Genomic DNA, 14,634 nt, shown 5'->3' on the forward strand with positions numbered 1-14,634 from the left:
GACCGTGACTGAACAAAACAATTCCACAGCAAACCTTGATTTCAACGCCGCTATTGATGACACTAGCCTAGAAGACAACTTGGCTGTTGATTCAGCGAATTTGCCTCCTGTCGCCGTCCAAATCGAGAAAACAGCAGAGCGACAGCGACAAATTTCCGCCAAAATTCACATTCCTCATTCCGTGGAACGTATATGGCAAGTGCTGACTGATTATGAAGCCTTAGTTGACTTCATCCCCAATCTAGCTAAAAGTCGTTTAATGGAGCATCCTCACGGTGGTATTCGACTTGAGCAAGTAGGCTCTCAGCGCTTATTGAATGTCAACTTTTGTGCGCGTGTAGTTCTAGATTTAGAAGAACATTTTCCCCAGCAAATTACTTTCTCTATGGTTGAAGGAGATTTCAAAGGCTTCTCTGGTAGTTGGAACTTAGAGCCTTGCTCTGTTGACGGAGTTATGGGAACCAATCTTTGCTACACCATCCAAGTTTGGCCAAAACTAACTATGCCAGTGACTATTATCGAACGCCGTCTGAGTAAGGATTTACAGTTGAATCTTTTAGCAATCTATCAGCGTATAGCACAGTTGGCGTAGTTAATATGAACAATGATTTGTCAAGTTTTCCTGAAAAACAAAATGTGAGAGGGAAAAACTTGACTTTTAAAGTACCCCCAGGGGAATTCGAATCCCCGTCGCCTCCGTGAAAGGGAGGTGTCCTAGGCCTCTAGACGATGGGGGCATAAGACTTTCGACTGTGTTTTAGTTTGATGCTGCCTTGCTGGTAAAGTACCCCCAGGGGAATTCGAATCCCCGTCGCCTCCGTGAAAGGGAGGTGTCCTAGGCCTCTAGACGATGGGGGCATCGCAATCAAACCTTTTATAAGTTAACTAATTTTCCAAGTGATGTCAACAGCTTTTGCAAAAAAACAATTTTTATTGCAGATAAACTAAGATGCGGGAAGAAAGGGCAAAGTGAGATGGGTTGAAGCTTTTACCTACAATTGTTGTATGCACAACAAACAGCGAATTAACGAGTTCCTGAATGGCACAAACCCCCAGATTAATCTGTTGAGTCAATCTGAAATCTAAAAATGTTTGGCAAACTACCACTTTTGTGAGAACTAAGGGACAATAGAGTATCTTACAAAACCCAGTATGAAAGAAAATCACATTTTAATCAGATACAAAGATTGTCATACTGTACTCTGGAGAAGTCCTCTTTACACTTCTTTACAAGAGATTTTGAAATCTATCGCTCAAAATCTACAACATGGAAGCATCTCTTGAAATCACCTTACAGATGGTGATCGCTGTTGTAGCAGGTATTAGCGCTCAAGTGATAGCTGCATACTTGCGTGTACCCAGTATCGTTTTATTGCTCTTATTGGGCATTATCCTCGGCTCTGATGGTCTGGGATTGTTGCACCCACATTTGCTAGGTACAGGACTAGAAGTAATTGTTTCTCTAGCGACGGCTATCATCCTGTTTGAAGGCGGACTGAATTTAGATTTACGGGAATTAGGTAGGGTTTCAGTTAGCCTACAATTGCTCGTTACCCTAGGAACGCTAATCACCCTACTTGGCGGCAGTATGGCGGCTCATTGGCTGGGTGAATTTCCTTGGAATATCGCTTTTCTCTATGCTTCGATAGTTGTGGTTACGGGGCCAACAGTGGTTGGGCCTCTGCTGAAACAAATTAATGTAGATCGACAGGTTGCAACGCTCTTAGAAGGGGAAGGGGTTTTAATTGACCCAGTGGGTGCTATTTTAGCCTTCGTGGTTTTAGATACGATTGTTAACGGTGATGCTGACCCAGTTAACGCCATTGTTGGTCTGTTGATGCGTTTAGGGGTGGGTGCGACAATTGGTGCAGTTGGTGGCTACTTGATGAGTTGGGTTTTCAAGTATGCCAGTTTGCTTTCGTTCGAGTTGAAAAATCTTGTAGTTCTGGCAATACTTTGGGGTCTGTTTTCTCTCGCCCAGACTATTCGTAGTGAATCGGGAGTGATGACAACGGTAGTCGCAGGTGCTGTGTTTGCCAATTCTTCTGTACCGGAAGAACGACTTTTACGCAGTTTTAAAGGGCAGTTAACAATTCTCAGCGTATCCGTTCTCTTCATTTTGTTAGCGGCGGATTTATCAATTGCCAGTGTATTTGCCCTAGGTTGGGGTAGTGTATTAACTGTTTTAGTTCTAATGTTTGTAGTGCGGCCAATTAATATTCTGGCCTGTACTTGGAACAGTAATCTCAACTGGCGACAGAAGTTATTTTTAAGTTGGGTAGCTCCTAGAGGGATTGTTTCGGCTTCTGTGGCTTCATTATTCGCAATTTTACTCACGCAGCATGGGATAAATGGTGGTGATGCCATTAAAGCCTTAGTATTTTTGACTATCATTATGACGGTGGTTTGCCAAGGGTTAACGGCTGGGGGAATTGCCAAGTTATTGCAAATCACCTCCAAGGATGCAACTGGAGTAGTAATTGTTGGTTGTAATTCCTTGAGTTTGTTAATTGCTCGCTTGTTTCAAGAACGAGGGGAGCCTGTGGTGATGATTGATACAGACCCGGAAAGTTGTGAAAAAGCCGCAGAGCAAAATATTCGCGTGATTGCTAGTAGCGCTCTCGATACCGGAGTTTTAGAAGAAGCCGGACTTGCTTCTATGGGGACTTTTGTGGCGATGACGAGTAATGGGGAGGTAAATTTTGTTTTGGCGCAACGTGCTGCTGAGGAATTTAATCCTCCCCGTGTATTAGCTGTTTTTCCCCGTGATCCGCAGGCGAGTAATGGTGGAAATCAAAAGACTGTAAACCAAGCTTTTGTAACTGAATTAACAATTAAGACTTGGAATGAATATATGAATGACGGACGCGTGAAGTTAGGGACTACAACATTGGATGCAGCAGATTTTGACAGCCAACAAGAGCGCATTCAAGAAAAAATTCGGACTGGGGTATTCCTACCACTACTATTAGAACGAGAAGAGCGTCTCCAAGTAATGCCAGCAAATCAAGACTGGGAAATAGGCGATCGCATTATTTATTTATTGCATGACCCCAGACCAAATCTGTTAAAACGCTTGTCTGGTGCTAGTCAATCCACACCCTTGGCTGTAGAAAAGTTACCAGAACTAGAAGAAGTTGCTGTACCAACTTTGGCTCAACTCTCTACTAGTGATGTTTCTGGAAGTTGATTTGACGCTGTATAAATTTGCTGTTCTTGCCACAGTAAAGCTAATAAATGCACTACTGCCAGAATTAAGGTGGCCGCAGCAATTATATAGCTGTGGATGGCGTAAAGATGTTGCACTGTGAGGGTGTTAATCGCTCCACCACCAGTCAGGATATTTCGCAGTTGTTCACCAATGAAAGGAATGGCTTCGATAGTTCCCAATTCAATGCTGAAACGCCAGTATCCTGCTTGTGTCCAATCAAGGAGCATAGCTGTCCAATCTAGCCCGATCGCACTTAAGGTAAGTAATATACCGCTAACCCAAGCTACAAGCCAACTCTGACTAAATTGCCGCCCTAAAAACATGACGACAATTTGCACCAAGGCGATCGCAATTAAACCATTACCTGCTATCTCATGGGTGCGGTAAAATAACCACCCATAAGGTATTTGGGTATTAATCATTTTTAAGGAATTGTAAGCGCCACCTGCTGTTGGTTCGTAATAAAAAGACAGCAAAATTCCAGTAGTGGTATAAATCAAGCACAGGGTCAGAATTACGACTGAGAATATCGTTGCGAGTCGTCGCAAAATTCTATCGAACTGGGCGCTTTGCATGGCTCACCCCTCCTGATTTTTATTAAATATGTATTTTTACTACATTTTAACTAACAAATATTTATATTTGTTGCATTTATCAAAGATATATAAAATTTTTAAATCAAATATTTCACCCAAATTTTTAGCGGTTCTGGGGAGCCATACCAAATTCCAGGGCTTCTGGGTGAGTGCCTCACACCTTCAATAATTAGATTTTCTGCTCCTTCCAGGTGAGCAGATGCAATCGGAGTAATACCATCGCCCCAGGTGTTTCCTTGTCCACAAGTTAATTGGTAACTGCTGTAGGCTAACCAGCTACCAGGCCGCCGTTCGCCAAAAATAGTTTTGCCTGCAACACACACATAACGGACATTCTTGTAAAATGCTCCGGGATAGTTATTGGCTACAAAGTCGAGATTCCATCGCGTCCAGCGTTCTTGACTGATATGCGGAGTGCCTAAAGTGATCAGGGTAGCAATTAAAGGATGAGCATTCCAAACAGATGGTTGAGCTTGATTGCGAGGAGTGTAAGGTTTTTCTCCTAAATAAATCCGGGAAATCCAACCACCAGCTGAATGTCCAATTAGATTGATTTGTGTGGCTTGATATTCCTGCAATATTTGTTTAACAGTCAGGTCAAGCTTTTGCAAAATTGGTGTGACAGGTCTGCCACCAACAGTAGGAAGCCAATCACGTCGTCGCAATGGTACTGTGACTGTAGGAAACCCCAACTGTTTCAGGGAGGTTTCTAGGGTCTGGTAAGCGATCGCGCTTTCTAAATATCCCGGCACAATAACTGTAGGTAAAGGCATTTGGCAATTAAAATGAAAATTTCATCGTGGGAAATGATGTCATTAAAATATCAGGAATTATGAAGACCTTGTTTGTAGTCATTTATTAGAGAAAAAGCCAACTTAGCCACAATTAGCTACTAACTGATGTGATACCATGTCATCTGTCGGCAAATTTTGACAGACAACAAGCTAACCATCTACTACAAAATCTCAACTGACGGAAAAACAGTTATAGCGATAGTTGAGTCTGGTACAGTCTAGATGGATATATCTTTAGACCGATGCGTTCAGGCTCACTGCAAACTACTGTAATTGTCAGTTTAGAGTGCGTAAATATATACGCAACATACAAATTGGTGAAGTGATAACTATTTAAAGTTCGGATTTGCAAGTGCAACTAAAAAAGCTAAAATTGCGTCATTAAAAAATTAAACTTGACCAAAAATCTAACTCTTGTCATTTTGAGTTATACCCAAGAAGTTATTCTTTTTAAAGGCTGCATTTTGTACCACCAAGATAATATTGATTTGCTAATTAACTGCAACTGAGCCGAGTGAACGATAACAGCTATGTCTTACGTCTCCCTGCTAAAAAATATACCTGAAATTTTAAGCCAGCCAACTGGAATTGCCGCTATTGCCTCAATTGGTATTCATGGCGCTATTGCATTGATTGTGCCATTGATGCCAGTAGATCCAAATAAAGCTAAAGATACAGCATCTTCAAAATCAGTGGGCATTTTGGAATTAAGCCAAGCTGATCAAAATCGTTTACCTCAAACTCCAGGTACAACTCAGTTTGCTGTGCAACCACAATTACCTAGATTTTCGCAGCAACAGCAACTAGCTCTACAGCCACAAGTACCTCCATCTTTTAATGGCCAGACAACTGTACTGCCTCCGCTACCACCATCTAGTTATACACAGTCAGTACTGCCATCATTACCCACAACTTCTAATAACTACCGTATTTCCTCATTGCCTACAAAGCAGTCTTCACAAATTCCTAGACAAGATTTTCGATTTGACAATTCCGGTTTTAAAGCTGGGAACCAAAAATTTACCGCATCAATTCCTAATTTTGATGATAAGCCTGTAATTCCACAGAGAACACAACCACTTCCAGTAGAAAATCTCCCAGATCTACCTCCAGCAACAATACCGCCGGAAATACTCAATAGCCCAATTCCCAGTCCAGCCTCTAGCTCAAATACGACAACGGCAAATAACAGAATTACTCCCCAGCCTATACAGCCTGAGCCTGAAAATAATATAGCAGTTACGCCAAACCGGACTTTAGCCACTGGTATTGCTCAAACGCCGAAGGCTGGAGGTAATACAACTTCATCAACAGCAAGCCTCCCCCCTTTAAAGCCAATAACAACGCCTAGTTTGCCCACAAAAGCTGCCAACCAGACGCTGATAGCTCAAGCAGAATCTTACGCAGAACTGAGAAAAGCACTCCAGCAGCAATACCCTAATTCAGAAGAAAAAGGGGTCATCCGGGATACAGTTGCTGTTAGTAAAGCTGGTGTGGAAGGTACAGTTTTAGGCGTTTTAGTAGTAGATCCTGATGGCAAAGTATTGGATATCAAATTTCAAGACAAATTACTTTCTCCAGCACTGCAATTAAAAGCAAGGCAATATTTCAATGCTAAGTCTTTAAAAGGAGAGAAAACAATTAGTCGTTATCCATTTAATCTGCTGTTCCAAGACGGGAGCAAAACTGCTGGGGGTAGCTCACAGCCAATACAGACACCAGTAGGTACAACTCAACAGACAACAAGTAGCCAGCCAATAATTATTCCAGGTAATAGTAATCAGCTAAAACCAAATCCAGCAGTGACGGCTAAACCTGATAACATTGAGCCAACATCATCATCTACATCAATAACTAATACCAATCAGCGATTGTCTTCTCAAAAACCTGACCGTCAACTAATTCAAAAGTTACGCGATGTCAGGGAAAAAAGAGAAAATGCTAACTCAGAAAAATAACGTAGCGATCGCTCTCATTTCATAGTGGCAAAATAGTAAGAAGCAGGTGTTGTGATCCTAATCAAGAGCAAAATAGCAGGTAGGAGGATTCCGCACCCAGTATAGTTTAGCTTGTATCATCTGTTGATATCCTAAGCTATGCTTCGCTTGCTATAAATAACGTTGTGTTGCTGTGAATATCTTCAATTGCAATAGCTTTTCATCTCCTAGCTGCTGTGAAAAACTGGGTTTGAAGGGAATGACTTTTAAACTGCGGATGATCTCTTTTGCTACAGCTTTTGCTAAAAGTGGCGGTACAGAATTACCAACTTGGCGGAAACCATGCCATTTGGTGATATGAAATCTAAACCAGTCTGGGTAAGAATGTAGTCTTGCTGCTTCCCTAACTGTGATGCAACGAGGTGTAAACGGATGAATTGGTCGCGGAGATGTAAATGAACCTCTGTATCTATCTGTTCCGGCTCTTAAGGTATTGCAAACACCAGCCGGATGTAGTTTATGGAAGCGGCTAATGGGTTCTCTTTCGCCTTGGGGAGTTTCTTGAAAGCGTTGAATAGTGGTAGATGAGTGTTTTGTTCGGAAACTCGAAGAAAGAATCCGGGCATCGAATTGGCGATCGCAGGCATAATTATCTGCTAAAGTGCTGATACCGCGAAGTATCATGGCATAATCGCTAGGTTTGCCATACTCAGCAAATACCCAATCTTTTTCTAATAAGTCTGAGTAATTTTCCACTTCTGGGATATCACCAATCGCATCCCACACTGTGGGACTCAGTGGTAAGGAATTTTTTTTGATTAACTGATTTGGCTTGGCTATTTGGGTAATTGGCTGGGGATACTTTGGTAATTTGACATCTTGTCTAGCTCCCAACAAAAACAAGCGCTCACGGGACTGTGGTACACCGTAGTGAGCAGCGTTGAGAACTTGATAATTTTCTTCTACCTGATAGCCGTGAGATTGGAATTCACTAATTAAACTTTTGAGGATTTGTTTGTGTTCGCCAACAGTTATACCGCGAACGTTTTCCATCACAAAATATTTTGGTTGTAATTCTAATACCAAGCGATGAAAGTGAAATACTAAAGAATTTCGCGGGTCATCAAAAACCCGTTTACCCATAAGTGAGAAGCCTTGACAGGGACTACCACAAATAACTGCATCAATTTCGCGATCGCCTATTTTGGCACGCTGGCGAATTTCTTCTCCTGTGGTATCTTCTACACTCTTGCACAACACTGTACAAGAAGGAAAGTTAAATTCGTGTGTGGCGCAGTGAATGGGGTCAATTTCTACGGCTGCCAATACATCAAAGCCAGCTTGTTCAAAGCCAAGGCTCATACCACCTGCGCCTGCGAACAAATCAACTGCGATTGGTCGTCGTTTTCTCATTAAGTGCTGAGTGCTGAGTTTTGAGTGCTGAGTAAAAAGTAACTTGCTCCTAGCCCTTTTTTAATTCACACTTCAGACTTTATACTTTATCCTTCATACTTTATTGAGCATTTGCAAAATTTCTTGAGCAGCGCGATCGCATACACCAACTTCTCCTAAACATTGTCGCATTTGGGCATAACCTGTCAATGTCTGTTGTCGGCGTTCAGGATTCAGTAATAACTCCATCGCTGCTTGAGTGATATTTTCTGCTGTAGCTTTTTCTTGTAATAACTCTGGCACAATCTCCTTCATCACCACTAAGTTAACTGGTGAAGCAAAGGGAATGGAACCTTTGAGGATTTTCCGTGCAATCCACACTGTCATGGCATTCAGGCGATAAACCACAACTTGCGGCACATTCAACAGCGCCAGTTCTAGGTTAACCGTGCCAGATTTTGTAATGGCGAAATCAGCAGCAGCAAATACTTCCTTTTGTTGGCCAGATACGATTGTTGCTCGTAAACCGTAACTTTGAATTGCTGCTTCTATTGGTTGTTTAAAGCTTTCTAAAGATAAGGGAATCCAAAAGTGAGCTTGGGGTAATTTAGCTTGAATTGTCTGAGCCGCTTGAAAAATTATGGGTAAAAGATATTTGAGTTCTTGCTGACGAGAAGCGGGGAGCAGTGCGATCGCAATTTGTTCTGGTGCAATTCCCAATGTGGCACGCGCCGCCTGACGATTGGGTGCGTCCTGCATTCGATCAATTAACGGATGACCTACCCAGCTAACATTTCCCCCATTTTCTTGATAATAACGCCCTTCTTCGGGGAAAATCGCCAAGAGTTTATCCGTAAATCCCACAATTCGAGATGTATTTTGTAAACTCATTGACCATACCCACTCTTGGGGAGCAATGTAATAGACCACCGGCACATCGGGCAAATTATTCTGCATATAAGTGCCGATACCAAGATTTGGCCCCATGTAATCAATCAGCACAACTAAGTCTGGCGGGTTCTGCTTGAGGTAGGCGATCGCTTTTCGTTGTACTAATAGAGTTGGTACAATATATGGCAGAGATTCTAAAAGACCCATTGAGCCAATACCACTGGTATTGCCTAAAATTGTTGCTCCTGCCTTGGCCATTTTCTCACCACCAAGGGCAACAATTTCTAATTTCCACCCAGCAGCAACCGCTTGGCGTTGTATGGCTGCAATTAACAGCGACCCTTGCAAATCGCCAGACACCTCGCCAGTGCTGATAAATATCCGCATTTGATCATTAAAAATTTCGTAAAAATTTTAGATATAAAAGCTGAGAAATTAGGAGTTACTTCGTACCAATTTAAAAATTGATTTAGATCACTGGATTCATCAAACCTACATTCTCAATCCAAAATCTCAAATCCAAAATTGTATAACCCCTAATTTCCCGTCACTAACCTAAGACTCATCACTAGCGCTAGAAGCTCTACCTTTACCCGGAATTAAACCGCGTCTTCCTGGCATTTGCGATAGAAGGATAAAGCGGCGTAGGTGCTGTAGTTCTTCTGTATCTCCTAACTGTTCTAACTGTTCTAACGCTTGCTTGAAAGTCAAACCAGAACGGTAGAGAATGCGGAAAGCTTTTTTGAGCGTTTGCAGGTCACTAGCTGTCATCCCAGAGCGTTTTAGCCCTACTAAGTTGAGGGTTCTTACGCGTACAGGATTGCCTTCAACTAACATATATGGCGGCACATCTCGGTCAATCCGTGACATTCCACCAACCATTGAATGCCTACCAATATGAACAAATTGATGAACTCCCAACACTCCACCTAGTCTGGCACGAGACTCGATATGGACATGACCAGCTAAGGCCACTGAGTTAGGAATGACTACATGGTCTTCAATTATGCAGTTGTGTGCAACGTGGACATAAGCCATCAGCAAGTTATTACTGCCGATAATTGTAGCTTCTCCCTCACCTGTGGCACGATTAATGGTGACATATTCCCGAATTAAGTTATCGTCACCAATTTTGACCCAGGTAGGTTCTCCCACAAATTTGAGATCCTGGGGTTCCATACCGATAGCTGCACCTGGAAAAATCTGATTTCGCGCCCCAATTTCACAAGGCCCTTCTAGCACTACATGAGCGCCAATAATTGTTTCAGGGCCAACTTTGACATGCGCTCCAATCACAGCATAGGCACCGACTTGCACTGTAGGGTGGAGTTCCGCTTTAGGATGAACTACAGCCGTTGGATGAATAAGAGTCTTCAAGGGTGAATCTCCAGAACTGTCTTGAGAAGCCAGCGCTTTGTGGCAACTGGTGTTGCTGAGTTGTGATAACTTCAGCTGTCGAAAGTGTGTTGGGCGAAGCAAGTTAGGTGTGTTCGCGTAGCGTCTCGTCCGAGAGGGCAGCGAAAATCAAGAAATTTTCAAATACTATTGTGGACAATTGTTGACTTGTTATCTTTTTTCAGGATTGAGTTTAGGTACATCACGGTTGTACTTAGACACTCCAACAAGTTGTTAACCAACTAAAGAAAACATCAATTCGCCTTCAGCGGCGAGTTGTCCATCAACTTCGGCCCGAGCTTGCATCTTCCCAAACCGACGTTGTTTGATACATAACAGTTCCACTGTCATGATTAGTTGATCTCCAGGAACAACTTGACGGCGGAAGCGGGCTTTATCGATACCAGCAAATACAAACAGTCCACCTGCATTGTATTCTGGCAGTTGTGTTAACACAATTCCGCCTACTTGTGCCATTGCTTCAACAATTAGCACACCTGGCATGAGTGGTCTACCGGGGAAATGTCCTTGAAATTGAGGTTCGTTAATAGTAACATTTTTAACGCCTACAGCCACTTTTCCTGGTACATAGTCAATAATTTTGTCTACCAGTAAAAAGGGATAACGATGGGGTAGCAACTGCTGAATTTCTTCAGAGGTGAAGGTTTTTTTCACTTCAGATACAGTTGGAGTTTCTGTGGCAATAGATGAGGATGCGATCGCATCGCTACTATTTACTTCTGCAAGAATTGACATTGGCGGTTTGTGTGACTTTGACTAGAAAAATTTAAGTGGGATGGCGCTGAAACCCCCTCAGATTTTGTCAGTGGGATTTTGCTGTGCTGCTAAAATCCTTTGCGCGAGTTGAATATGTAAATTGTGGCTGGCTTTATACGCTAAGAAATGTGCTTGCGGGAAAATTCCCAATAAACTCAAATCTCCTACTAAATCCAATATCTTATGACGGACTGGCTCATTTGCAAATCTTAATGGCGGATTTAGCCATCCTTCCGACCCGCAAACGAGCGCATTATCCAAGCTACCACCTTTGATTAATCCAGCTTGTTGTAAGTATTCTATTTGATGTAATAAACCAAAAGTACGCGCAGGTGCAATTTCCGCCGTAAAGCTCACAGCAGTTTCATTCACATCAGTAGCCAGCAACCAACTGTGCCATTGATTCCCAATTGCAGATAAATCAAAATCAATCCCATAACTAAAGCGAGTTTCTGCTGCTGGGATGGCACCAACAAAAGCATCTTGCTGATAAATCCAGATTGGTTCTTTGACTACCAAGTTTTCTTGATGATCATCTACTGATTGTGGTTGTAAGCCAACTTGAGCAATGCTGGCTGCCCAAAGCTGTGCTGAACCATCCAATAGCGGCACTTCTGGTCCGTCGATTTCAATGCGGGCATTATTCACACCCATACTTGCTAATGTTGCCAACAAATGCTCAACTGTCCGAACAGATGCTTCACCTTTGCCCAATTGAGTTGAGAGAACAGTCTCATTAACTGCTGCAATTTGGGCAGGAATAATTGGTAAATCAGGTAAATCTACCCGCACAAAATAACGCCCACTATTTGCTGGGGCTGGTAATATCCGCACATTGGTAGTAATACCGCTATGTAAACCAACTCCTGTTTGGTAGACTTCCCCGGTGATGGTGTGTTGTTGCATCGGCAAAAATTTAATACACCTTAATAAATAGTCAAGGGTTAGGGGTCAAGAGTCAAGAGTCAGTGGTCAAAGGTCAATAATTGAAAACGATTGACTATTGACTATAGACAATTGACTTTTGACCAACTTAAAATCTTTCGCCGATGCCGAAATTGATGCGGCTGTCACCATCATCGTTAATACCGTAGTCAATCCGAATTGGCCCCAAAGGTGATTGCACGCGCACACCCAGACCATAACCATAGCCAGTCCCATTTTTGTTGAGGACTTCCGCCGCCCTAGTGTTGGTACCTAAGTCACTGCCAAAATCCACAAAGGCTGCACCGCTAACGATAGAAAATACAGGGAAGCGATACTCTAAAGTTGCTTGCACGTAACTGCGGCTGCTGGCTAGTGTACCTTCTTCATAGCCGCGCACAGAATTACTACCACCCAAAGTAAAGGCTTCGTAAGGGGGTAAGTCACCCAGGATAGTTCCGCCTTGAATGTTAAAAGCTAGGGTTTGTGCGCCTTTAGTAAAGTTAAGCAGTTTAACGGGTATATATTGGCTATAACTCCCCCGTAATCGAGTGAGTAAAATATTACCTAGCCCTACAGGAACTGACTGATCAACTCCGAAGCGGAGGAAAGAACCACTCGTAGGTTGTAGGGCATTGTTACGGCGATCGCGCTGCGTACCCAATTGTAATAGTAATAAATCGTCTTGGCCTTCTCCCGAAAAGCTCAAGGGAATTAATTCTCCAGCTACTCCATTTGTGTACACTGTCCCAAATCTTCTGAGATTGCCATCAGCGTCACGGGTGGAAACGCGTTGATATTGCAAACCAGCTGAAGCTGTCCATTCTGCGCGTTCGTAGGGATTATTAGATAAAGGGCGGGTAAATGTAACACCACCACCTAACCGCAGCACACGGGGGCGATCGCCATCTGTATCTCCAGCATTTCTAAAGGTTTCAACGTTTTCATCTGTGCCTTCATATACCAAAGAAATGGAACTACGCCGGAAAATGTTAGCTGTGTAAGAAGTACGATAAGGGTCGCCAGCAATCCAGGGGTCTGTGTAGCGTAAATCAAACAGTAACTCCCTTGTTCCCACCTGGACTTCTGCACCTAGTTTTTGGTTTCTCCCGTTGAGGTTTTGCTGTTGATAGCTCACCGTACCAAATAATCCACTAGCAGAACTAATACCAGCCCCTGCGGCGATCGAACCACTACTCCGTTCGGCTACATTGACTACCACATCTACTTTACTGGGATCAGTACCAGGATCTAGGGAAACATTCACATCTTCAAATAATCCTAGTCCATATACCCGTTGCAAGTCTTTTTGTACTGTATTTCTGTTAAATACTTGTCCTGGCTTTAATTCTACTTCGCGTTTAATAATATACTCTTGTGTCCGTCCTCGAATTGGTCTACCCTGATCGTCTGTTTCTTGACCTTCTTTGTTACGGAACCGGACTTTAATATTTTCCACTACGCCTTCTGCTACTTGCAGAGTCACAACTCCATTTTCCGAAACTTGGGGCGCACCAATCACGTTGGCTAATACATAACCTTGGTCTTGATAGCGTTTGGTTAAGGTTTTGATGCCTTCTTGTAAATCTCGCAAATTGAGAATTTTGCCATACTGATCCTTAAACACTTCATCCGCCGTGTTGGTAGGTAAAACAGACGCGACACCAGTACCAGGATTAGCTTGGATTTGCACTTGTGTCAGTACAGGGTTGGGCTGAACAACAAAGCTGACTCGCACGCCCAAAGGTGTATCTTCTGGTAATGCTTGAACGTTGGAAAAGAAACCTGTACCAAAGATAGAATTAATATCTTCTTGCAACTGTGTGCGGGTGGTTGTTCGCCCTGGTTGAGTCCGAATGACCTGATAAACTTTTTCTTCTAATTCTGGTGTTAATTGTCCTGTCTGAGGCCTCACTACTACTTCTGAGACTAACACCCTTGGTTCTGTTGTTTCGGTAGCGCCATTCGGCTGAGTATTCCCTGGAGATGTGGGAAATGCTGGTTCTATCGTTGGCGGGTTGGTGTTCTCTGGTTGAGTATTATTTGGCTGAGTATTACCTGGAGATGCGGGTTCTATTGTCGATGGGATGGTATTTCCTGGTTGAGTGTTACTGGGAGTTGTAGGAAATGCGGGTTCTATTGTCGTTGGCGGGTTGGTATTCTCTGGTTGAGTATTATTTGGCTGAGTATTACCTGGAGATGCGGGTTCTATTGTCGATGGGATGGTATTTCCTGGTTGAGTGTTACTGGGAGTTGTAGGAAATGCGGGTTCTATTGTCGTTGGCGGGTTGGTATTCTCTGGTGCAGGTGTCGGTTGGGTTGTTGGAGATGAATTATCTGGAACGGTAGTGGGCTGTTGAGTCTCAGGGTTGGGAATTGTTTCTGGAGTTTGGGCAATTGTTGGTACTATTATCTGTGGTTTGAGTTTTACCGCTGACTGTGTTGGTAAAAGTTTCACAGACTGAGGTTGAGTATCTTTAAGTACCTTAGCCTCTGTAGAGTTGCTCGCAGATTTTAAACTTTCCCTTGCTGAACTTTGGCCTGCGTCCTTCTCTTGTGGCTGACTTGTCGAGGGTTGGACAAATTTAGCTGTCTGTTGTAACCCTTCAGCAGTTTGGGCATTTGCTCTGAGAGAGCCACTTAATGGCGCTGCAATTGCTACAGCTGCTACTAATATAGGAGATAAACGCATTTTATATTCCTCTTCACTTCCGCAC

Annotated in this window: 11 protein-coding genes and 2 tRNA genes; 3 read left to right on the plus strand and 10 right to left on the minus strand. The window is 43.1% G+C overall.

Annotation, left to right across the window (positions count from 1 at the left end; all coding sequences use genetic code 11):
* Nucleotides 1-4 precede the first annotated feature (4 nt).
* Complete coding sequence (locus AC504W_RS09630) at nucleotides 5-592, plus strand: SRPBCC family protein (RefSeq protein WP_494877543.1); 588 nt, start codon at nucleotides 5-7, stop codon at nucleotides 590-592.
* 72 nt (nucleotides 593-664) lie between these two features.
* On the opposite strand, the gene AC504W_RS09635 is transcribed toward AC504W_RS09630, so the two are convergent.
* Both AC504W_RS09635 and AC504W_RS09640 read right to left on the minus strand, forming a co-directional pair.
* Nucleotides 665-737: transfer RNA gene (locus AC504W_RS09635), tRNA-Glu, on the minus strand.
* A gap of 48 nt (nucleotides 738-785) precedes the next feature.
* Nucleotides 786-858 (minus strand) — tRNA-Glu (locus AC504W_RS09640).
* A 409-nt stretch (nucleotides 859-1,267) separates the two neighbouring features.
* On the opposite strand from AC504W_RS09640, the gene AC504W_RS09645 reads away from it, so the two are divergent.
* Entirely contained in the window at nucleotides 1,268-3,190 is a 1,923-nt protein-coding gene (locus AC504W_RS09645) for a cation:proton antiporter (protein WP_494877544.1), read from the plus strand.
* On the opposite strand, the gene AC504W_RS09650 is transcribed toward AC504W_RS09645, so the two are convergent.
* A complete protein-coding gene (locus AC504W_RS09650) occupies nucleotides 3,157-3,786 on the minus strand; it encodes a cytochrome b N-terminal domain-containing protein (protein WP_494877545.1) in 630 nt (209 codons plus the stop codon). The two genes, AC504W_RS09645 and AC504W_RS09650, sit on opposite strands and share 34 nt — an antisense overlap.
* Before the next feature lie 98 nt (nucleotides 3,787-3,884).
* A complete protein-coding gene (locus tag AC504W_RS09655) occupies nucleotides 3,885-4,580 on the minus strand; it encodes an esterase/lipase family protein (protein ID WP_494877546.1) in 696 nt (231 codons plus the stop codon).
* Nucleotides 4,581-5,131: 551 nt separating this feature from the next.
* Between AC504W_RS09655 and AC504W_RS09660 the strand changes: the two genes are divergently transcribed.
* The gene (locus AC504W_RS09660) at nucleotides 5,132-6,559 is read left to right on the plus strand and encodes a hypothetical protein (protein ID WP_494877547.1); all 1,428 of its coding nucleotides are present in this window, start codon (nucleotides 5,132-5,134) and stop codon (nucleotides 6,557-6,559) included.
* A 150-nt stretch (nucleotides 6,560-6,709) separates the two neighbouring features.
* Here the strand turns inward: AC504W_RS09660 and AC504W_RS09665 are convergent, their stop codons facing one another.
* The 6 genes from AC504W_RS09665 to AC504W_RS09690 form a co-directional block, all read right to left on the minus strand.
* Nucleotides 6,710-7,951: a DNA cytosine methyltransferase gene (locus tag AC504W_RS09665; RefSeq protein ID WP_494877548.1), complete on the minus strand. Its 1,242-nt coding sequence runs from the start codon at nucleotides 7,949-7,951 to the stop codon at nucleotides 6,710-6,712.
* Between the two features lie 93 nt (nucleotides 7,952-8,044).
* The gene (gene lpxB / locus AC504W_RS09670) at nucleotides 8,045-9,208 is read right to left on the minus strand and encodes a lipid-A-disaccharide synthase (RefSeq protein ID WP_494877549.1); all 1,164 of its coding nucleotides are present in this window, start codon (nucleotides 9,206-9,208) and stop codon (nucleotides 8,045-8,047) included.
* Nucleotides 9,209-9,376: 168 nt separating this feature from the next.
* Nucleotides 9,377-10,198, minus strand: coding sequence for an acyl-ACP--UDP-N-acetylglucosamine O-acyltransferase (gene lpxA, locus AC504W_RS09675; protein WP_494877550.1), 822 nt, complete (start codon nucleotides 10,196-10,198; stop codon nucleotides 9,377-9,379).
* Nucleotides 10,199-10,450: 252 nt separating this feature from the next.
* A complete protein-coding gene (gene fabZ, locus AC504W_RS09680; RefSeq protein WP_096575724.1) occupies nucleotides 10,451-10,972 on the minus strand; it encodes a 3-hydroxyacyl-ACP dehydratase FabZ in 522 nt (173 codons plus the stop codon).
* 57 nt (nucleotides 10,973-11,029) lie between these two features.
* On the minus strand, nucleotides 11,030-11,899 hold the full coding sequence (gene lpxC, locus AC504W_RS09685; RefSeq protein WP_494877551.1) for a UDP-3-O-acyl-N-acetylglucosamine deacetylase: 870 nt from the start codon (nucleotides 11,897-11,899) through the stop codon (nucleotides 11,030-11,032).
* Between the two features lie 127 nt (nucleotides 11,900-12,026).
* Entirely contained in the window at nucleotides 12,027-14,609 is a 2,583-nt protein-coding gene (locus tag AC504W_RS09690) for a BamA/TamA family outer membrane protein (RefSeq protein ID WP_494877552.1), read from the minus strand.
* Nucleotides 14,610-14,634 lie beyond the last annotated feature (25 nt).

Source organism: Nostoc sp. C96, from assembly GCF_059384975.1.